This is a genomic window from Pseudoalteromonas sp. OF7H-1, from assembly GCF_022347825.1.
Classification (GTDB): Bacteria; Pseudomonadota; Gammaproteobacteria; order Enterobacterales; family Alteromonadaceae; genus Pseudoalteromonas; species Pseudoalteromonas maricaloris.
Map to the genome: position 1 here is coordinate 191612 of NZ_JAKRFX010000003.1, position 20982 is coordinate 212593.

The following is a 20982-nucleotide window of genomic DNA, read 5'->3' on the forward strand; positions in this document are numbered from 1 at the left end:
AATTAAATTCAAGAGCTAGCGCTAAATTAATATGGTTTTAAAAGTAACATAACAAGTCATATTCGCAACCTTTTCATAAAGATTAATCACCCAACACCACCACGATACTTTCCATTTACATCTGAGAGCAAAAAGTAACCAGACAACACATAGCCAAATAGCAAATAAAAGGTAGGCAGCGTTTTGAAGCGATCGCTTATCGCCGAAGAAAACCCAAATAGCAAAACTTCTGAGGCGACCAAACATGCTACAGCAAACGCAAGCGCGGTTTGAGTTTCATTCCTCTCGGAGCATAAACCCTTTTTATATACATAACAACAAACTAAGAAAAATACAAACTTAATTACTAGAGCCGCTGTTAATCCTAGAATTCCCCACTTAATAAGGTGAAATCCATAGAAAGATTCTATTACCTCTATCCTAGTCTCAAGTTCTAACCGATTTGAGCCTTCAGACAATGGCGGTAACTGTGATAAATATTCGCCTGCCAACGCAAGCTCTTTTAACCGGTGGCTAGTCGAGCCATCAACATCTCCATCTTCACCACCAAAAGTCTCAAGAATATAAGAGACTTGTTCAAACTCTTCACTAAAGGCTAGAAAAATTGAGATGCTAGACACAATCATAGCAAACAATAGTAAGTACGAAGTTTTGCGCGTTCTTGCGCCTGTGAGCCAAAAAGCAAGACCCAAAATTCCTACCGTCGAGAATAATCCACCTCGACTAAAACTCAAAAACATTGCACAAAACGCAACAAGCACAATTAACCACTCACCAACCGACATTGATATTCGCCTAGCAAAAAAGCTGAAATAGTAAAAAATAAAAAATGACAGATAAAACGAAAAGTCTGAAGGGTAACCATATGTCCCTGACCAACGATAAAAGTGTAGCGGCATGTCATCACTAGGCCGCCCCTTAAATATATCAACGACAGGCCACAGCGCAGGAATGTAAATCAACATTGAAATAATCACCTGAAATACAAACATTTTTTTGAAGAACACAAAAAATGTACGTAGTTCCCTTTCATCCAATGGATAGATCAAAGGGATAAGAATGTATATCAAGTAAATAAGAGGGCGTAAATAATCGGGCAAATCTTTAAAGGTTAAGAAGTTCGTAAAAGCCAATGAGACGGCCATATAATAGCTTATCATTACGGTGCAAATAGCCACAACAGCAGTGACGAAGCCTGGTTTAAAGTACGTGCGTCTAATCATTAAAGATAAAGCTACGAATACAAAAGCAAAAACATGTAGTACTTTTTGTGCGGTAGGGGCCCCTAGAGTATGAGGCAAAACTGGGAATAAAAAAACAAAGAGCCAAACAAGTTTGTTTATTACAAGATTATTAAATATCACGATTAACCTTACATACCCAGCAATTGTGCTGGGCATACCTATCAAGGAGCAAAGTGCTATAATTAATTATTAGTCGCCCTCAGGCCAAAGACTATTACGTATCCAGTAGCCAACACTCCACCTAACAACGCAAAAATTACCACGATCAGCGCCCTGTTAGGACCGTACTTACGCTCAGGAACAATAGCGGGATCGATAACTTTAAAGGCATACTCTTCTTTAACACTGGCCAGCATTTTGGTTCGGTGTTGCTGCTCGATCAACTGATAAAACATTTTTTTAGTTTCAAGCACTTTAGTACCTTCTAGCGCAGCTTCTAAATAATCAATACTTTTATTAGCATCAGAGATTTCTTCTTGACGGATCACTTGGTTAATATCTTTCACCAATAGATCCGTAATTTCTTTAGCTACAAAAGGAGATTGATGAAGCACCGATAACGCAACTAATCCAGTCTTAGCATCAATTTCCAACTTAAAATTGTCTTCAATAAATTGCTCAAAAACCATATTTATCGATACAGGTTTTTCTGCATCCACATCAAATTGCGCAAGCCTATCCGCATCATAGAGCAACTCCCCTGTCTCCCATACATACGACTTCGCAGCATAGATTTTTTCTTTTAGTCTATGTTTTTTAATAAACTCGGTTAAAAAAACACGGCTCTTGAAACGCTCTAAATGCAGCAACGACTTGTCCGCAGAGCCACCGCCAAGCTGCACACCAGCGAGCGCCGCAAGCCCTCCAAGTTGCCCAGATAAGCCACCACTACTATTTGACGGATTACTTGCTGGGCTTAGAAGAACTTGAGACTGATAGATATTCGCTTTAGAGAGTGCAAAAGCTATACCTAATCCGACAAACAAAGCTGTGACAACAATAATAACTAATAATCGTTGCTTTACTAAAATGAAGATATCTCCAATTGAAACATCTTCGTTATTTTGTTTAGACATCAGAAAGTTCCCTAAATTAAATATTGTTGATAGCTGCCGCAGCAACACCAAGTTGATAAATAATTTGGGTAGTAGTACTCCAAAGCGTTAAGTTGTCCATGTAGTTAGAATTAAGAGGAACTACAATGGTATCCCCTGCAGTGAGTGTGTCTTCACGATTTACTGCAAACCAGTTATTTTTTGGAATGATAACGGAGCCATTGGCTTTGATGATGTATATTCTCTCTTCATCAGCCAATTCTTTAATACCACCGCTACGCTCTAGATACTCAGAAAGGCTCAAACCTTGTTCAAACAAATGAGAAGCCGGATAATTCACCTCACCAATAACACTAATGGAGTCTCTTTCTTGCGGAATATAAAGAGTATCCCCATCTTGTAATACTAAGGATTGTCTGCCATCCATAATACTAGGCAGGTTGATTACCAATCTACCTTGCGCTTTAATCGTACTTAAATCTTTGAGTAGCTGTTTAACTTCAGAGTAAGCAATATTTTCAGCGCTAGGTTGAAGACTCTTAGATGCAATTTCTCGCTTTAGGTTTTCAGTTAACCGTTTGAGTTGTTCCTGTTCTTGATTCTTTATCTCTTCCCTTGTAAATACAGCACTGTCTATCGAAGCGAACTCCGTCAGCCCCCCCGCACGTGCAAGCACATCATTCAATGTTTCACCACGCTTGATTGTGTATGTTCCAGGGAACTTCACTTCCCCCTTAACTGTAACTTGGTTTTCATCCATCCATTTTGGAACTGACAATATGTTTATGGCATCTTTACTCTTAATGGTAATAGACTGCTGTTTCAACTCTTTAGCCAAATTGAAAGATCTATGCTCTACGCTCATCGATTCATCATTTTTGAACGTTGTCAACTCGGCTAAACCTAAATAGGCGGATTCGAGCAACCCACCTGCCGCATCTATGGCATCTTTCACAGTGTAATTACTAGCTATTGGATAATTACCAGGGTACTTTACACGCCCCTGAATTGTTACAATTTCTAATGGGTGCTGTGGTGTTGCTTGCTGTTGTAGTTGCCTAATTACAGGCTCCAATAAAGATATTCTAGAAAACGGACTTGGTAGCTCAGTTTTAGCATCCAATTCTACTTTCGCGTCTTCTGGTAACATAAAGGACCAGTTTTCGCTTTCAGGCTCACTTTTTTCTTCAAAATCTTCCGCGGCGACTTGGTTTTTTTGCCCCTGATTTAGCGTTGTAATGGCTTCGGTGTCCACAAATGCCTTAAACAACTCATTTTCATATAAGTGCCATAGTTTTGTTTTTTCTTGTTGCTCTAGCTCATCAGCAGTTAAATCTAATGCTTTTAGCGCATCTTTCTCCTCATTGAGATATTGAAAACGGCTAAAAATGAACACTTTATCGCCACTTTGCAGTTCGACAAGGCCTTTATTATCGGTATTGGAGCTTAACTGCTCTAGTAAATTAAACTGTACCAGAGATACTTTTTCAAAACGCCCTCCTCGCACAACCAACCCATACCCCGTATCAGCCTGAGGAAGAACTGAATGCAATGAGTTATTAAATAATTCACTGATGGTCAACCCTGGTTTCCAAGCGTATTTACCGGGCCTTACAACGGCACCAATCAACGTCACTTCATTATCAAAATGAGTCCCCGTTTTATCAACCTTAACAGCATCACCATCTTTGAGCTTCGTACTTGCAAACTCACTCCTCTCAACACCAATCACAGTTCGTGTACCGTTAGTATAGCGGCTAATCATCACCGAATTTTTAAACGCTGTTGCACTCATACCACCAGACATTATCATCAAGTCAGCTAATGATTCGCCTTCTTTAACTTCGAATATAGCTTCTCGTCTAACTGCACCTTCAAGTCGCACTTGGCTTTTCAGACTTGGTACAAATACGGTATCTCCAGCTCTAAGCGGTGCATCGTCTGCATTATCACCACTTAGTAATAGGTCATAAAGGTCCAGTGTTTTTACGACTTCCCCCTTACGCTTTAACTGAATATTACGAAAAGAGCCGATATCAGTTAATCCACCGCTGGTATATATACTATGAGTGATATTTGACAAAGACGATAAAGTGTAACTTCCAGGCCTTTTCACTTCTCCAACCACTAAAACCCGAATTTTTTTCAGCGCTGTAAGGGATACGTAAACTGAAGTACCAATAAGCTCTCTTGATACCTTATCCTGCAATAATTTTTTAAATTCACTATATTGCATTCCAGTAACACTAACAGGCCCCAACTCTGAAAGTTTGACATGGCCCTCACCATCAACTTCGACTATTTCTTCAAAGCTTTGTTGGCCGAAAAAACTGACCTTAAGTTGATCGCCTGCTCCCAAGATATAGTCCTGTGGAACAGAAACATTACTTACGTCGTTCTCTGCAAATGTATTACCACTAAACAACTCACTACCAAAAGGTTTTAAAACCTCTTGCTCAGGTTTGAAGCGCTTTTCTTCATTTGATAGATAGTCTTTCTCAGGCTGTAGTTGTGGCATATTGACTGCTTCTGGCTTTTGGTTTTCTGTTGTACCACCACTAGAAGAGTTTAGTGTACTGATATCAATACCGTACTGCTTGGCAAGCAATTGTTGTTGACTTTTCGGTAGTTTTTTAAACTGTTCTATTTGCTGCTTTGTTGGAGTAAAAGCGGCTGCGGAGCAGGCAAATAGCATTATTAGTAATAAAAGAAGACGGTTTACCAACATGCCTTACTTCATCCTGTGTAAGTGAAATTCATAAATAGACGCGTATTCTACACTAGTTATTCAAAAATCCAAATCGGGGAGGAGTGTGCATTCTGTTATATTGTGTAACCACACCAACCTGGGAAGCAGTTAGACTAAATTTGGGATAGCTACTTATTTTCTAGCTGTTGTTATTCTAAGCTATGGCCCCCGTTATTAATCTCGAGTCAGAAAGTAGCATCTGAATAGAGTAACCTGCATAAGTGGCCTATTAATTTCAATGCGTTAGCTCACAGCTTATCGCTAGTTCAAATTAGTTAATGTGTTTAACTAAACGGGAGGACTAAATTCTTTAAACTAATAATGATGTTTAAACGGAAGACCTCAGCCTAGCTAGTTTAAACATCATTATTTACCTGAACAGATTTACACCTTAAAAACTGTAAACCAAAGTAAGTGAGGTTTCTGTATCAGTATTTTCTTTATCGTCTGCTACGTCTGAGTTGTGGATGATGTTGTATGCCACTTTCATCTGCAGAGAGCCGTTGATTTTGGTCAACAATGCCGTCTCAGACGTCGTCTTGGTGTTGGTATCACCATATTCAATCGCGATAAGCTGCGTAAAGCGTGCGTTTTCTGAGATCTGCCATTGGTAGTCTAGTTTACCAACACCGATGAACTCGCTTTCAGAAGTACCAGCAAGTAATTCACCGTCATCGTCAAGTTCAGTGCTATCGTCTTGATGCTCAAAGCGCTTTACACCGGGACCAATTTCAGCGTTAAGATACATGTCATCATTTTCGAATAAACGTTGACCGTAACCCACTGAAATAACCGCTTCACTACGGTAAGCACCAAAGTAGTCTGAAACATAAGAGCCAAACACGAATAAGTGGCTGTTATCTTCATTTAACTTGTAGTTACCTTGAACTGACGCTGAGTATTTTTCGTTAGTACGAGACGTAACATCTACACCGGCATCATTTTCACGCGTATCTTCTTTATAGAAGCCATCTAACTTGTACTCGTTGTTCCAGTTAGTTAGGTTGTGCTTAGCTTTGATCCCACCTTTTAGGGTTGTTGTTTCTGTGTTACCACTGGTGATAATCGCACCCACTTCACTGGTTACATCCCAAACTTTCTTTGGCTTCTTAGCTTTGCTTTCTGCCGCTGCATTAGCGCTTGCTGCAACAAGAATACAACAGGTTAAAACCTTTAATTTCATTTCTAACTAACCTTTTACTGATCTTTGTGTAGGTGAACATCCATTTGCGGGAATGGAATGGTGATATCGGCTTCGTCTAGCGCAATTTTAATATTTTCCACAAGTGTGAAATACGTTGGCCAGTACTCTTCTGTTTTAACCCAAGGGCGAACGACAAAGTTAACACTTGAATCCGCAAGCTCTAGTACCGCAACATTGTACGCAGGTTCTTTAAGAATTCTTGGTTCATTATCTAGTACAGACTTTAATACTGCTTTTGCTTCTCTTAGATCTGCGTCATAACCAACACCAATAACAAGGTCAATACGACGTGTTTTTTCACGCGAGTAGTTAACGATTGCACCAGACATAATAGAAGAGTTTGGCATTACAATCACTTTGTTATCAGGAGTACGTAGCTCAGTAGAGAAGATTTCTATCTTTTGTACACTACCCGCTCTACCGCCCGCTTCAATATAGTCACCTGACTTGAACGGGCGTAGCATAATAATAAGTACACCAGACGCAAAATTAGAAAGTGAACCTTGCAGCGCAAGACCAACAGCCAAACCTGCTGCACCTAGAATAGCAATGAATGAGGTGGTTTCGATACCAACCTGAGATAATGCCATAAGCAGTGTCGCGGCAAACACAATCGCATAAGCAATATTGGCAACGAATGAGCCTACCGCTTTATCTACTTTGCGTTTACCAAATGCTTTTTCGGTGAGATCAGCACTGAGCTTAGCTAGTTTTAAGCCAACGAAGAAAATTATTAGAGCTATAACGCCTTGAAGCACATAGTGTAAGATTAAATCTGAGTTCTCATTAACCCATTTCCAAACAGCTTCCATACTCATCCCCCTTTTTATATTAAGCAGTTATTTATCATTAGATCGGCTGGATCATACATAGGATATATGAATATTTGCTGTATGAGGAAATAATCTCCGAAAAAAAACTTTTATTAAGTTTTTTCGATATTTCCCTTTGCATTTGGAAAAAACTTATGTATTATGCGCGCCACACCAGACAAGGTGTTCAAGTCTTTTGTGGCGGCTGTAGCTCAGTTGGTAGAGCCCTGGATTGTGATTCCGGTTGTCGTGGGTTCGAGCCCCATCAGTCGCCCCACTCTTTCTATAAATATATTCCACATTTTTTATTTTTACGCACATAGCACCCCTACACACTAAACAACAAGCACCAGACATCTGCGTAGCAGCGATTTTATATCGCGACTTAAGAATTAAACCCTCGCTACATAAAGTAGCTCCTACACGACCAACACCACACAATAAGCACCAAACAACAAGCGCCAAACATCTGCGTAGCAGCGATTTTATATCGCGAATAAGATCTCAGCATTAAGCCGGTTTTGCAGATAAGGGAGTGATTTAGGCATAAAAAATGCCACCTTATTCAGGTGGCATCACACACGGGATTATTTCTACATACATAGAAATTCTGTATTACTTCCAGCTTCTCATTTTATGACCCTTCAATGCATAGAAGAGAATGAATAAGTAGCTAGGTAGCATTAAACTGTACGCACCTTGAGCACCTAGTCCAGCAACGTTGCCTAAACCGATAAGCAATGGTCCAAGTGCGCCACCGGCAATACCCATAATAAGTAGGCCTGATGCAGTGCCTGTTAAGCGCCCTAAGCCATCAAGTGCTAAAGGCCAAATTGCAGGCCATACCATGGCATTAGCAAAACCCAACAACGCAATACACAATAGCGGATCTGGTAAGTGAGGTCCACCAAAAGGTACCAATAGTATATTCGATAGGAAGTATGACTCATTACAGCCTAAAACAACAGCAAAAACGGTGATTATACCTGCAATCGCTGACATCACGAGCGCAGTTTGCTGTGACATAAAGCGTGGAATAGTCGCGATCCCGATCGCATAACCGATTAACATACAGCCCATGGTATATGACGTCATCACAGAGTAATCAGCGATCCCTAACTGTAATGCATATGAACCAATCGTATCGGCGGCAATAACTTCAACTGCAACATATAACGCAATACCAATAACGCCTAGCGCTAAATGAGGATGACTAAGCGCTTCTTTTACTTCACCCTTACCTGTTGAGGCTTCTTCTTCAAATACAAGATCTGGAAGCGGCGATACTTTTGCAAATAAAGCAAATAAGAAGATTAAACCTGCAATACTCATATATGGAGCAATCAAGCTGTTTGCCATCGCGTCCTTTTGAACTTGTGACAGTGCTTCACCTTCATTTACTACGCCGCTGACCACAACAGCTGCAAATACGATAGGTACGATTACACCCGCAGACTTATTGAGTAAACCCATAATACATACGCGTACAGCCGCTGATTCTTCAGAACCCATTTTTACCACATATGGATTTACAGCGGTTTGCAACACAGTTTGACCAACACCTATCATTAACTGAGCAAATAGGAAGATTTCGATCATTTGCATTTTTGCAGCAGGAATATACATCAATGCAGATAAAGCCATAATCGCGCAACCGATAGCCATACCATTTTTGTAACCGACTTTTTTGATCAGCATCGCTGATGGGATACCAGCGATCGTCACTGCAATATAGAAAGAAGAAATGATAAATGAAGCTTGGAGCGGTGATAGCTCCAACATCTGTTGTAAGAATGGCGTAATAGCCCCATTTAACCAAGTAATGCAGCCCAATATGAAAAACATTGACCCTGCGAGTGTCATAGGTAGCCAGACGCTTTGTTTGGCGAGTTGTTCTTTATCCACTGTCGCTTCCATAAAACTCTTCTTGTTGCTAGGGGTACATTGCAGTTTTGAAGCAAACTCAGCAATGTACAAAGTTAATTTGGATTATTATTTTTGCGCTTTATGTGCTCAATTTGGCATAGATCCAGAAAAATGACAGCGCTGACATTTAACTTTACGTTAAAATCTATTTCATTACCAGTTAGAATTTGAGCAAAATTATCACCAAAAAAGGGCCATTGCCCTTTTTTGCGATAAACTGAATACGAGGGTTTATTTCAACCCTGTGACACGGCTCGTATTTTTTTCTCCGGCTCGCGTTCTCAACAATACCTTACTTTCATCTGAGACACTCATCTGATCAGTATAAGGCTGCCAAGATTCACCATTGTCTAAGCTCACTTCTATTGCCAGATAGGGAAACGCACTATTCGCTTCAAGTTTACCAAGCACCACTTTGGCACCAGGAACAGGAAGGTTTGGCTTAATGCCATCGTTTTGCAACTTTGCAATTTCTTTTAAAGACAAGGCTGCTGCGAAGGTTGAGAAGTCTTTGTTTAGCTCTTTTTGGTTAATACGACGCCCTTCCCAATCCGCTTTATGCCAAGCGCGCTCTGCAAGCGAAAGCAAACGAGGGAAAATCAATCGTAACACTTGGTCTTCCGAGCGAATGGTCTCACTCCATATTTGCCCTTGCATACCAAGAATATTTTGCGGCTTCTCAAGCGCCGGTAACTCTCGACCAACTAAGGCTTCTAGATTCACGATAGGCTCACGGTTTCGCGTGAAGTCCGCATTCGCATAAATATTATCTGGCATATATGAAAATGCTTTTTTCGTATCTGTATAACGAGTTGCCCAATAATAGCCGCGCTCTTCAGGGTGCGCTTCGTAAGGGTGATCAAAGTACAAATGAGTACCGTGAGACAAAATAACTTGGTAATTGTTGTTTGCAAAACGGTGAGCTCTGTCTGCAACACCCCACTCCCAAATGTTATCCCAAGTATTTACCAAAAACTGTGGATTTGGGAATTCATCACGTTTAAAGGTCGTCGTAGTGTTATACATTAAACCATCTTCCCAAGCGGCAGGGGTGATCCCACGCTTAGCAAGCAATTTTGCTACTTTTTGAGTAAAGTATGGTTTTAAATCATTGGGTCCAGCGACCCCATTGTCGGCTACCGCAAATAACTCATTACATGCAGGTGACTCAGTCCATGAGCCCTTTCCAACCTCATCGCCACCAAAATGGACTGTCGTTAGCATAGTGCCAGCATCGCGATACATTTCTTGCAGCTCATATACCACCTTCTCCATAAAGGCATAGCTTGAGTCCAAGCATACATTAATAGAGTTATCAGTATAGAGTTGCACGGTTAGATACTTTGAAGTGTCATCAATGTCGTTCAGAAGATAGGCTTTGGCCTCTTGCGCTTTACCTGCTTCCATCAATTTGTGATAACGCGCTTCCATGGACTTAATCGCAGCACGAGCATGCCCAGGGCTTTCGATTTCTGGAATGATCTCGATATGACGCGCAGTGGCAAATTTAAGTAACTCGACAAAGTCTTCGCGAGAAAGGTAACCATTTCCACTTCCCGTTTTGAAAGGACCGGTGCCCAGTTGAGTCAGTAAGCACTCACGCTCTTGTAAATCAAAACAACGAAATGCGCCGACTTCTGTTAACTCCGGCAGTCCTGGGATCTCCAAGCGCCAACCTTCATCATCTGAAAAGTGCCAGTGGAACTTATTTAATTTATAACGCGCCATCTGTTCAATTAATTTAAATAACGCATCTTTACCATGATAGTTGCGGGCATTGTCGTAATGCATACCACGCCAGCTAAAGCGCGGAGAGTCTTTGATCTCTACGTGAGACAAGGTAATTTCATTTTTACTATCGGCTGGAAATAGCGCAAGCAAACTTTGAATACCGTAAAACACACCGGCGTTATCAATACCCGTGATTTCAATCACATCATCATCAATATCTAATGTATATGATCCGGCTTGGTTGTAGTCATAATCGCGCCCTAGACTTTTCGCAACTTTAAGGCGGATCGTTGGGATGTTCTCTTCAGGCACGTGATTAGCTTCGGCTCGTAAATCCAGCCCATACTCTGACAAGTCTTCTTGAAAAACGGCGACTTCTGACTTCAAACGTCCGGCAAAGCGGATCTGCCAGTTTTTGTTAAGGGTGATTTCGCCACGATTAAAGTCGATATGCTCAGGCTTTGGAATGATACGTCTTAGCGCATCTTCTTTTGAGACCGAAATATTGCTTTGATTACGTTCAAAACGCAGCGCTGCGTTCGCTATCTGCGTGTAATCGGTAGGTGTATTGTATCTCTTCAGCTGATTCTCACGCTCAAATGGCGCAACGAACTGCGTCATATCTTCTGTATCAGTATTTGCAAAAATGACCGGCTTATTTTTACCTGACACAATAAAGGCACGCGGCATAAAATCGCTGTATGCAGCAATCCAAGCCGAACCATCAAAAGCTAACTTGAGCTTTTCACCGGCTTTTAAGCCAGCAAACGAATCGGTAGGAGTTATACTATGAAGGTCGCCATTAATATGCTCAAAGCGTAAACCTTCAGCTGTTTCTGTTGAAATATGACGAACTGAGTGCAAGTAGATTTGCCAATCGCTTTGTCCTTTTGGTAGATCAACTTTTGAATTGTTAGTCAGTGTAATAGCACCGCTAAAGCCCCCAGCACCATTACTGAAGTTATTTTCTACCGCAAATTCAAAATGCGTGTCACTTGCAAATTGCGCTAACTGCTGCTGCGTAAATGATGCGTGTGTATAGAACGAGCACCCAGCAATTATCGCCCCAAGCAAAGTCGTTTTTATTCTCATCTTTTGCTCCCAGTCTTCATGTTCAATTCAAAATGAACATCATTTAATCACTTATTGTTCCTAAACATCATATAAAAGTTAAAATGACAGCGCTATCATTATTTTTTCATATCCTTGTGTTAGACAAAATGAAGCTACTCTGATTTGGCTGTAAATACCATCAAATAGCGATGAACTTGACCTTGGAAATAGCGAGTGCTTGTAGAAAGTGCTGAATTGAGTGTGATATTTTGTGAGAAGTTCAGAGAATTGTAATTGGATGTCGTAAAAAGCGGCGGATTTACTGAAAGAACACAATAAAACCGCCACGAATTCATAATGTGAAATTACCAGATTTTCACTCTGTCTTCTGGTTTAAGATACATCTTATCGCCTTCTTTCACATCAAATGCCTTATAGAACTCTGGCATATTCGGCAGCACACCAATCACTCGATAATGACTTGGTGAATGCGGATCTGTCATCAGACGATTACGCAGCTCTTCATCGCGGTATTTGCGACGCCAAATTTGTGACCAGCCCATAAAGAAGCGCTGCTCTCCTGTGTAACCGTCAATAACAGGCGCTTTTTGATCGCCTAGTGAAATTTGGTACGCTTTATAAGCGACAGTTAATCCGCCTAGATCACCAATATTTTCACCCAGTGTCAGTTGACCATTAACACCAGCGTCTTCAAATGGTTTAAAACCATTAAACTGCTCAACCAGCTTTTGGCTACGCGCTTCGAATTGTGAAAGGTCAGACTCACTCCACCAATTACGTAGGTTACCATCACCATCGTACTTCGCACCTTGGTCGTCAAAGCCGTGACCTAATTCGTGACCGATAACCGCACCGATTGCACCGTAGTTTACTGCATCATCCGCTTCTAGGTTAAAGAATGGTGGCTGTAAAATCGCAGCAGGGAATACAATCTCGTTATTCACTGGGTTATAGTACGCGTTCACCGTTTGTGGTGTCATCAACCACTCGCTACGGTCCACAGGCTTGCCTAATTTATCGATCATTTCCTGATTAGCAAATTGGCTATAGCGTACATAGTTACCGACTAGATCATCAGGGCTTACTTCAAGTGCTGAGTAATCTTTCCATTTGTCAGGATAGCCAATCTTTGGCGTAAACTTATTGAGCTTGTCTTTTGCTGCTACTTTTGTTTCAGCACTCATCCACTCTAGGCCGTCAATTGCTTGATCAAAACCTTTAATAAGGTTAGCAACCAACTCTTCCATACGCGCTTTCGCTTCTGGTGGAAAATAAGACTTTACGTAAATCTTGCCTAACATTTCACCTAACACAGAATTACTCGCATCCACCGCTTTTTTCCACGTTGGCGCTTGTTCCTCTACACCCGTCAATGTTTTACCAAAGAACCCAAACTTAAGGTCAACTACATCTTTACTTAGTAACTCAGCGTAGTCATTGGTAAAGTGGAATGTTAAATAGTCTTGCCAAGCTTCTAGCTTTGAATCAGCGATGATTTTTGATAGCCCTTCAAAGAAACTAGGTTGGCTTACAATAAGTGAATCAGCTTTGATACCAAGCGCAGTTAGAAATGCTGACGTATCAAAGTCTGGCATTAATTGATTAAACGCATCATTGCTTAGCTTGTTATAGGTTTTAGTCGCGTCGCGGCTTTCAACACGTGTCCATTGCGCCTCGGCAATTTGCTTCTCTAACGCTACAATATTCAGTGCAGCTTGGCCTGGATTTTTATGACCAGCCTTAGCCAACAACTGTTCAATGTAAAGCTGGTACTGTTCACGGATCTTACTGAATTTTTCGTCATCTTTCAGATAGTAATCGCGATCTGGTAAACCAAGCCCTGACTGGAACATATAAAGTGCATTTTCGCTTGAATTTTTGGCATCATTATTAACGTACCAACCAAACGGTGTACTTGCCCCCGTTAAACGCATTTTAGCAAAGATAGCTGGTAGCTCCGACTTACTCTTCAAGTCTTGAATTTCTTTCAGATAAGGCTTAACTGGGTTTAAGCCCAGCTCGTTTCTCGCCCCTTCATCCATATAGCTTTGATAAAACGCACCCAGCTTCTGTTCATCGCTACCCGCTTTTGCAGATGCATTATTTGCAGCATCTTCCAGTACTTTACGCAGTGCTTTTTGCGACTCATCATAGAGCTGCGAGAAAGAGCCATAATTTGACTTATCTGCAGGGATTTTGGTTTTTTCTAACCAGTGACCATTAACGTGAAAGTAAAAATCATCTTGTGCACGCACTGATTTATCAATATTTTCCAATTCGATACCAGAATTCAAAACCGCCTTTTGTGCTTCGGCTTGTTCCGCTGGTTTTTGTTGTTGTGTTTGCGGTTGTTCGCTACAACCAATCAATCCCAATGCAAGTGCAACACTTGCAGCGGTCAATGATAGTTTTTTCATTTTTATTCCCCTGATAGAGTTTCGCTTGTAAACGTCGTATCCCATTCATCTAGATAAAATAATGCTCAAATTACTTATCCAAACCTCAGCTTAAATAATCAAGCAGGTCAATTGCATATAGATGAATGTAATATAGACATATCCTTTGTGGCTTGAAAAGAATTCCTTCTAGCTGTGTTTCCTATCAAACCTCAGAGTAACGAGAATCGTTGGCTGATGTTTATTTACACGTAAGCGGTCATTCACTAGTCTACCTATGCACATAGTGAATGACTATGACTCAGAGTGCTGAATTTAGTAACAAAGTTTGTCACTTACTTTAGCGGGCTTGTAGTAACTCAACGATTGCTCTATTGGCCTCAGGAAACGCGAGCTCATGTAACTGCTCGACTGCAACCCATTTAGAAGGCTGCCCTTCTGCGCCATGAGCTTCACCGGAAAAATCCTCAACATGATGAATGTATAAGCATACCGCCTTATCAGCATAGTCATGCTCAATGCGCATTAGCTCAGATGAGTTATAGATCTCAATGCCAACCTCTTCTTGTAGCTCACGTTTCAATGCCGAAAACACATCTTCGCCCACTTCCATTTTCCCACCTGGGAATTCCCAAAGTCCACCTTGATGTTGCTCTTCACCTCTTAAGCAGACAAAGATTTGCTGATTTTTTTCAATCACACCAACAGCGACTTCAACACGTTTTTTTTGCATCATTTTCTCCATAAAAAAAGCGACTTAGCGTCGCTTTTTATACAAATTTAGATTTAGCCAATTATTTTAGTTTGCCGCAACACTGCTTAAACTTCTTGCCTGATTGACAAGGACAAGGATCGTTACGACCTACTTTTGGCTCATTTCGATGGGCAACAGACACGCCTTCCGGTGCATCACCACCTACGCGCTCAACCTCTTCATGTTGATATTCACGCGGTGCTTGCTCACTCTTACGATGTTGTTCTTCAACCTTCTCAACATCTTCCTCCGCACGAACCTGAACTTTACTTAGTACGCCAACAACGTCAATCTTCAAGTTTTCAAGCATTTGTGAGAATAACTCAAACGACTCACGCTTATATTCTTGCTTCGGATTCTTCTGCGCATAACCACGTAAATGAATACCTTGGCGAAGATGATCCATTGCCGCTAAGTGATCTTTCCAATGCTGATCTAGGCTTTGTAACATAACCGCTTTTTCGAAGTGACGTAGCACATCTGGACCTACCATCTCTTCTTTTTGCTTGTACGCTTTATCCACGTCTTCTACGATACGATCGCGTAGCATTTCTTCATATAGTTTGCTGTCTTCTTCAAGCCATTTAGCAATCGGAAGCTCAACATGGAAGTCGTTTTTCAAGCGTTCTTCAAGTGCTGGGATGTCCCACATTTCCGCCAGACTTTGCGGTGGAATATACTGATCAATAGTCGCATTCAATACATCTTCACGAATAGCCGTGATCGTCTCTGAGATATCGCCTTCTTCAAGTAGTTCGTTACGTTGTTCGTAAACCACTTTACGTTGATCGTTCGCAACGTCATCGTATTCAAGTAATTGTTTACGAATATCAAAGTTACGCGCTTCCACTTTACGCTGGGCGTTTTCAATTGCACGGTTAACCCATGGGTGTTCAATGGCTTCACCACGTTGCATACCTAGTTTACGCATCATGTTAGTCATACGCTCACCTGCGAAGATACGCATCAATGCGTCATCCATCGATAGGTAGAAGCGGCTTGAACCAGCATCACCTTGACGACCTGCACGACCACGCAACTGGTTATCGATACGACGCGATTCGTGACGTTCTGTACCAATAATGTGTAAACCACCAGAAGCCAGTACTGCATCATGACGCGCTTTCCAAGCGGCTTTAATTTCTGCTATTTGCTCTTCTGACGGGTTTTCTAGTTTTTCAACATCCGACTGCCAGCTGCCACCCAGTACGATATCCGTACCACGACCAGCCATATTCGTCGCAATCGTTACCTTGCCCGGTAGACCCGCGTCCGCGATAATATCCGCTTCTTGGGCGTGGAATTTCGCATTCAGTACGTTATGGTCAATTTTTTCTTTGCGAAGGAAGTGAGAAAGATACTCAGAACTTTCGATAGATACCGTACCCACCAATACAGGCTGACCACGTTCTTGGCAAGAACGAATGTCTTCAAGAATGGCTTCAAATTTCTCTTCTTGCGTCAAATATACAAGATCTGCACGGTCATCACGCACCATAGGTTTATTGGTTGGGATAACGACCGTATCTAGGCCATAGATTGACTGGAATTCGAACGCTTCAGTGTCCGCTGTACCTGTCATACCTGCAAGCTTGTTATACAAACGGAAGTAATTCTGGAATGTGATTGAAGCCAAGGTTTGGTTTTCGTTCTGAATACGAACCCCTTCTTTCGCTTCAACGGCTTGGTGAAGACCCTCAGACCAACGACGTCCTTCCATCGTACGGCCAGTGTGCTCGTCAACAATGATAACTTCATTATCTTTTACAACATAATCCACGTCTTTTTGATATAGCTTGTGAGCACGAAGTGCTGCGTAAACATGGCTAAGTAGTGAAATATTACCTGCCGAGTAAAGCGAGTCACCCTCTTCAATCAAACCACGTTCAGTCAGTAATTCTTCAACTTTGATTTGACCACGCTCGGTAAGGTGAACTTGTTTACCTTTTTCATCAATGGTGAAATCGCCATCGCCTTCCACGCCTTCTTCGTCTTCTTTTTCTTGCTGTACAAGATCAGGCACGATTTTATTGATTTCGGCATAAAGCTCAGAGCTATCTTCAGCAGGACCAGAAATGATCAGTGGTGTACGCGCTTCATCGATTAGGATTGAATCCACTTCATCCACAACCGCATAGTTAAGTGGACGTTGTACACGTTCTTCAACACTAAACGCCATGTTATCGCGCAAGTAATCGAAGCCGAACTCGTTATTGGTGCCGTAAGTGATATCCGCAGCATAGGCTTGCTTTTTCTGCTGTGGCATCATGCCTGGTACATTACAACCTACAGTAAGACCTAGGAATTCAAAGAGTGGACGGTTGGTCTCAGCATCACGCTTAGCTAAGTAGTCGTTGACGGTAATAACGTGAACACCCTTGCCTGAAACCGCATTCAAATACGCCGGCAATGTTGCTGTTAGTGTTTTACCTTCACCCGTTCTCATTTCTGAAATACGACCTTGGTGAAGCACCATACCACCAATCATTTGCACATCGAAATGACGCATTCCAAATACGCGCTTAGATGCTTCACGCACCGTAGCGAACGCCTCTGGTAATAAATCATCTAGCGTTGAACCTTGCTCAATACGCTGTTTAAACTCAGCCGTTTTTGCTTTTAGTTCCTCATCGCTCAATTTGCCGTATTGTTCTTCTAACGCATTGATTAAAGCGACTGTTTTTCTTAGGTTTTTGATGGTGCGATCATTACGACTACCAAAAATTTTGGTAAAAATATTTGCTAACATGTTTAAACCGTTTCACTCTGTGTATTGGCTGACCCATCTCTCTAAGCCAATGTGGTTAAGGCTGGGTCGCGCTTGTCCTGTTGGCGACAAAAGCGTTCCTAAATTACGGTGTTCATTTTGCCAATTTAGGAGTGAGCATTTTGTATCTTGCCGAGTTAAAATTATGCCCTATCATACCAGACTCTTTGTTTCTGCAAACCTTATTGGGTAAATAATACCAAGTTCAATTGCAAGAAATCTTTACTGTTGGGCGTAAGCGTACCGTTGCAAGTGATAAAGTTTAGTTGGCACCTAACTCGAGTCAGTTATTCGAGTGCAGAGCTAAGCGCTTTCGACAACAAATGTTGGTACTTTTGGATTTCTCAAAAATTTGTCTCTGATATACTTAGAAGACTGAGAAACCACCAGTACGGAGTAAATTGACTCCGTATTATCCCGATATGGCGGTTATTTTTTATTTTTCAACCTATGGGAAGTAAGTCATTGGCTAAAAATCGCTACAATCCAAAACCGCTTGATGAAGTGATGGGTGGGTGGTCAGATAAGCTCAATCAATATGGCCAAAAAAGTGCCCAAGCGGCACAATTACAGAGCTGTTTGGAAGACACGCTAGGCCCTATTTTGAGTAAGAAATGCCGTGTCGCTCACTACAAAGAGGGAACACTGACGATAGAAGCGGCTTCTGCAACGCTTGCTACTCGGCTAAACTTTTTGAAAATGGATATTCTCAGTGCATTTAGAAAAGTTGGGTTACATGACTGTGCATCGGTTAAAATTACCACTAATCCAGAAGCCCAACAGCGTCTTACCAACAAGGTGGAATCCCAATCTTCGACCTATCAAGCTAATCGCAGTATGAGCCAAGCCACTGGCGAGCATTTGCTAGCGCTAGCACAATCCGCTCCACCATCGCTTAAGGCGAAACTGGAAAGACTCGCTAAACACGCAAACACAACGCAAAAAAAATGACGCCTTAGCGTCATTTTTTTATCAAACTATTGGCTTAAAAGCCTTATGCCGTTGCGGTATTGATACCCGCTTCCATTCCTGGCGCTGGCATACTGACTGGCTCTTCGAATGTTGCCCACTCCCATGCTGACTCAGTTGCCATGATTTCACGAAGCAACATATTGTTTAGGCCGTGGCCTGATTTATAGCATGAGATCTTACCTAAAATGTTGTGACCTGCCATAAACATATCACCCACACAGTCTAAGATCTTGTGTTTAACAAACTCATCCGCATAGCGTAGGCCATCAGGATTTAATACTTTAAACTGGTCTAAAACAACCGCATTATCCATGCTGCCACCTAAGGCTAGGTTGTTTGCATGCATGTATTCGATATCACGCATAAAACCAAAAGTACGAGCACGACTGATCTCTTCAGTAAAGCTTTGAGCGGTAATGTCTAATCCAATACGTTGGCGGCTAGCGTTGATCGCAGGGTGATTGAAGTCGATTTCAAAGTCGATGTGGAAACCATCGTAAGGCTCAATTTCAGCCCACTTGTCGCCATCTTCAACACGCACTTTTTCTTTGATGCGAATAAAGCGCTTGGCAGCGTTTTGCTCTTCAATACCGCCTTTTTGAATTAAGTAGATGAATGGCAATGCACTGCCATCCATAATAGGCACTTCGGCGCTGTCTAGCTCTACGATGAGGTTATCAATCCCAAGCGCAGCCACCGCGGCAATCAAATGCTCGGTAGTAGACAAGCGAACGCCGTCTTTATTTGTTAAACACGTACACAGTTGCGTGTCGCCCACAGCTTCCGGTGTTGTTTCAAAATCAACAACAGGGTCTAGATCAACGCGGCGAAATACAACACCTGTATTCACACCAGCTGGTCGGAGAGTGATCGTGACCTTTTCACCTTTGTGTAAACCTACACCTGTGGCTTTAACGACTTGTGCAATCGTACGTTGTTTAATCATATATTCGCCCACTTAAATTCTAGATAGGCGGCGGAGTATAACATAGTTCCACCAAACTGCCAATCTTTGTTTATTTTTTATACCAACTTTAGTCTGACTGCTTACGTAAAAAAGCCGGAATATCGAAGTAGTCACCTTTTTCTTTACTGTCGCTACCTTTTGCGCTTGCTGAACTAGAAGCTTGTTGTGGCTTCTGCTCTTGCACTTGTGGTGCAGGCGCTTCAGCTGGCTGCTCAGGCTCTGCAGCTGACGTTTGTGGTTGCGTAAAGCTTGGCACATACATGCTCGTTTGTGAGCTAGTTTGTGTTCCACCTACCGCATCTGAGCCTGAAGCTTGTCTAAAGCCATTGTCTACAATACCAAATTGCGGACGACGGTCACCACCTAAGCCCGTAGCAACCACGGTCACTCTTAGCTCTTCGCTCATTTCTGGGTCAATAACAGCACCCACTACCACAGTCGCGTTCTCTGACGCTAACGCTTTAACATGGTTACCAACGACCTCAAACTCTTCGATAGTAATGTCCATGCCTGCGGTGATATTAACTAAAATACCTTTCGCGCCAGTTAGGTCAACATCTTCTAAAAGCGGGCTAGAAATCGCGGCTTCCGCAGCTTCTTGTGCACGATCAGGACCTGTTGCCGAAGCTGTCCCCATCATTGCAGTACCCATTGCTGACATCACGGTTCTCACATCCGCAAAGTCAACGTTGATTAGACCTGAACGTGTGATCAACTCTGCAATACCTTGTACCGCGCCATAAAGCACGTCATTTGCTTTTGCGAAGGCATCTAGCAGTGTAGTCCCTTTACCAAGAACTTTAAGCAATTTGTTGTTTGGAATTGTAATAAGTGAATCTACAATTTCTGACAACTCAGCAATACCTTGCTCAGCCGCAGCCATGCGCTTTTTACCTTCAAGATCGAAAGGGCGCGTTACTACAGCCACAGTCAAAATACCTAGCTCTTTTGCAGCGCGTGCAACAACAGGTGCGGCACCGGTACCTGTACCGCCGCCCATACCAGCTGCGATAAATACCATGTCTGCGCCTTCAAGGCTGCTCTTGATGGTTTCTAGATCTTCTTCTGCTGCGCTGCGGCCCACTTCTGGGTTTGCGCCAGCTCCAAGACCTGAGGTGATCTGAGTCCCCAGCTGTACAGTAATATCCGCAGACGAACGACGTAACGCTTGTGCGTCCGTATTCGCTACGATAAAACGTACACCTTCAATTTCTTGGTTTACCATGTGTTCTACGGCGTTACCGCCGCCGCCACCGACACCGATGACTTTAATGACAGCTTCTTCGCTGTGCTGTTCCATAATATCAAACATCTTCACTCTCCGACTTGAG

13 protein-coding genes and 1 tRNA gene are annotated in these 20982 nt (G+C 42.2%); 2 read left to right on the top strand and 12 right to left on the bottom strand.

Annotated features, from left to right (window positions below; translation table 11 throughout):
- Positions 1–86 precede the first annotated feature (86 nt).
- From MHN30_RS05130 to MHN30_RS05150, 5 genes are all read right to left on the bottom strand, one after another.
- Positions 87–965: a hypothetical protein gene (locus MHN30_RS05130; protein ID WP_222242351.1), complete on the bottom strand. Its 879-nt coding sequence runs from the start codon at positions 963–965 to the stop codon at positions 87–89.
- Positions 966–1426: 461 nt separating this feature from the next.
- Positions 1427–2320 carry a Wzz/FepE/Etk N-terminal domain-containing protein gene (locus MHN30_RS05135; protein WP_222242349.1) on the bottom strand — a complete coding sequence of 298 codons (894 nt, stop codon included), beginning with the start codon at positions 2318–2320 and terminating at the stop codon, positions 1427–1429.
- A 16-nt stretch (positions 2321–2336) separates the two neighbouring features.
- Positions 2337–5027 carry an SLBB domain-containing protein gene (locus MHN30_RS05140; RefSeq protein ID WP_222242347.1) on the bottom strand — a complete coding sequence of 897 codons (2691 nt, stop codon included), beginning with the start codon at positions 5025–5027 and terminating at the stop codon, positions 2337–2339.
- Between the two features lie 412 nt (positions 5028–5439).
- Positions 5440–6231: a DUF481 domain-containing protein gene (locus tag MHN30_RS05145; protein ID WP_010368621.1), complete on the bottom strand. Its 792-nt coding sequence runs from the start codon at positions 6229–6231 to the stop codon at positions 5440–5442.
- Positions 6232–6245: 14 nt separating this feature from the next.
- Positions 6246–7064 (bottom strand): mechanosensitive ion channel domain-containing protein, encoded by an 819-nt coding sequence (locus MHN30_RS05150; RefSeq protein WP_010368624.1) that lies wholly within the window; start codon positions 7062–7064, stop codon positions 6246–6248.
- Positions 7065–7265: 201 nt separating this feature from the next.
- On the opposite strand from MHN30_RS05150, the gene MHN30_RS05155 reads away from it, so the two are divergent.
- A tRNA-His gene (locus tag MHN30_RS05155) sits at positions 7266–7341 on the top strand.
- 338 nt (positions 7342–7679) lie between these two features.
- Here MHN30_RS05155 and MHN30_RS05160 read toward each other — a convergent pair.
- From MHN30_RS05160 to secA, 5 genes are all read right to left on the bottom strand, one after another.
- The gene (locus tag MHN30_RS05160) at positions 7680–8981 is read right to left on the bottom strand and encodes an MFS transporter (protein WP_239358796.1); all 1302 of its coding nucleotides are present in this window, start codon (positions 8979–8981) and stop codon (positions 7680–7682) included.
- A 240-nt stretch (positions 8982–9221) separates the two neighbouring features.
- Positions 9222–11813, bottom strand: a complete 2592-nt coding sequence (locus tag MHN30_RS05165; protein ID WP_239358798.1) for a family 20 glycosylhydrolase — start codon at positions 11811–11813, stop codon at positions 9222–9224.
- A 326-nt stretch (positions 11814–12139) separates the two neighbouring features.
- Positions 12140–14212 carry a M13-type metalloendopeptidase gene (locus MHN30_RS05170; protein WP_130164869.1) on the bottom strand — a complete coding sequence of 691 codons (2073 nt, stop codon included), beginning with the start codon at positions 14210–14212 and terminating at the stop codon, positions 12140–12142.
- Between the two features lie 319 nt (positions 14213–14531).
- The gene (gene mutT / locus MHN30_RS05175; RefSeq protein ID WP_069020766.1) at positions 14532–14924 is read right to left on the bottom strand and encodes an 8-oxo-dGTP diphosphatase MutT; all 393 of its coding nucleotides are present in this window, start codon (positions 14922–14924) and stop codon (positions 14532–14534) included.
- 61 nt (positions 14925–14985) lie between these two features.
- Positions 14986–17694: a preprotein translocase subunit SecA gene (secA, locus tag MHN30_RS05180; protein WP_130164870.1), complete on the bottom strand. Its 2709-nt coding sequence runs from the start codon at positions 17692–17694 to the stop codon at positions 14986–14988.
- Between the two features lie 483 nt (positions 17695–18177).
- Between secA and MHN30_RS05185 the strand changes: the two genes are divergently transcribed.
- Positions 18178–18663 (top strand): DciA family protein, encoded by a 486-nt coding sequence (locus MHN30_RS05185; RefSeq protein WP_239358800.1) that lies wholly within the window; start codon positions 18178–18180, stop codon positions 18661–18663.
- 43 nt (positions 18664–18706) lie between these two features.
- Here MHN30_RS05185 and lpxC read toward each other — a convergent pair whose 3' ends face one another.
- Both lpxC and ftsZ read right to left on the bottom strand, forming a co-directional pair.
- On the bottom strand, positions 18707–19630 hold the full coding sequence (gene lpxC / locus MHN30_RS05190; protein ID WP_010368639.1) for a UDP-3-O-acyl-N-acetylglucosamine deacetylase: 924 nt from the start codon (positions 19628–19630) through the stop codon (positions 18707–18709).
- Positions 19631–19718: 88 nt separating this feature from the next.
- Positions 19719–20963 carry a cell division protein FtsZ gene (gene ftsZ, locus MHN30_RS05195; RefSeq protein WP_045987929.1) on the bottom strand — a complete coding sequence of 415 codons (1245 nt, stop codon included), beginning with the start codon at positions 20961–20963 and terminating at the stop codon, positions 19719–19721.
- Positions 20964–20982: the final 19 nt, after the last annotated feature.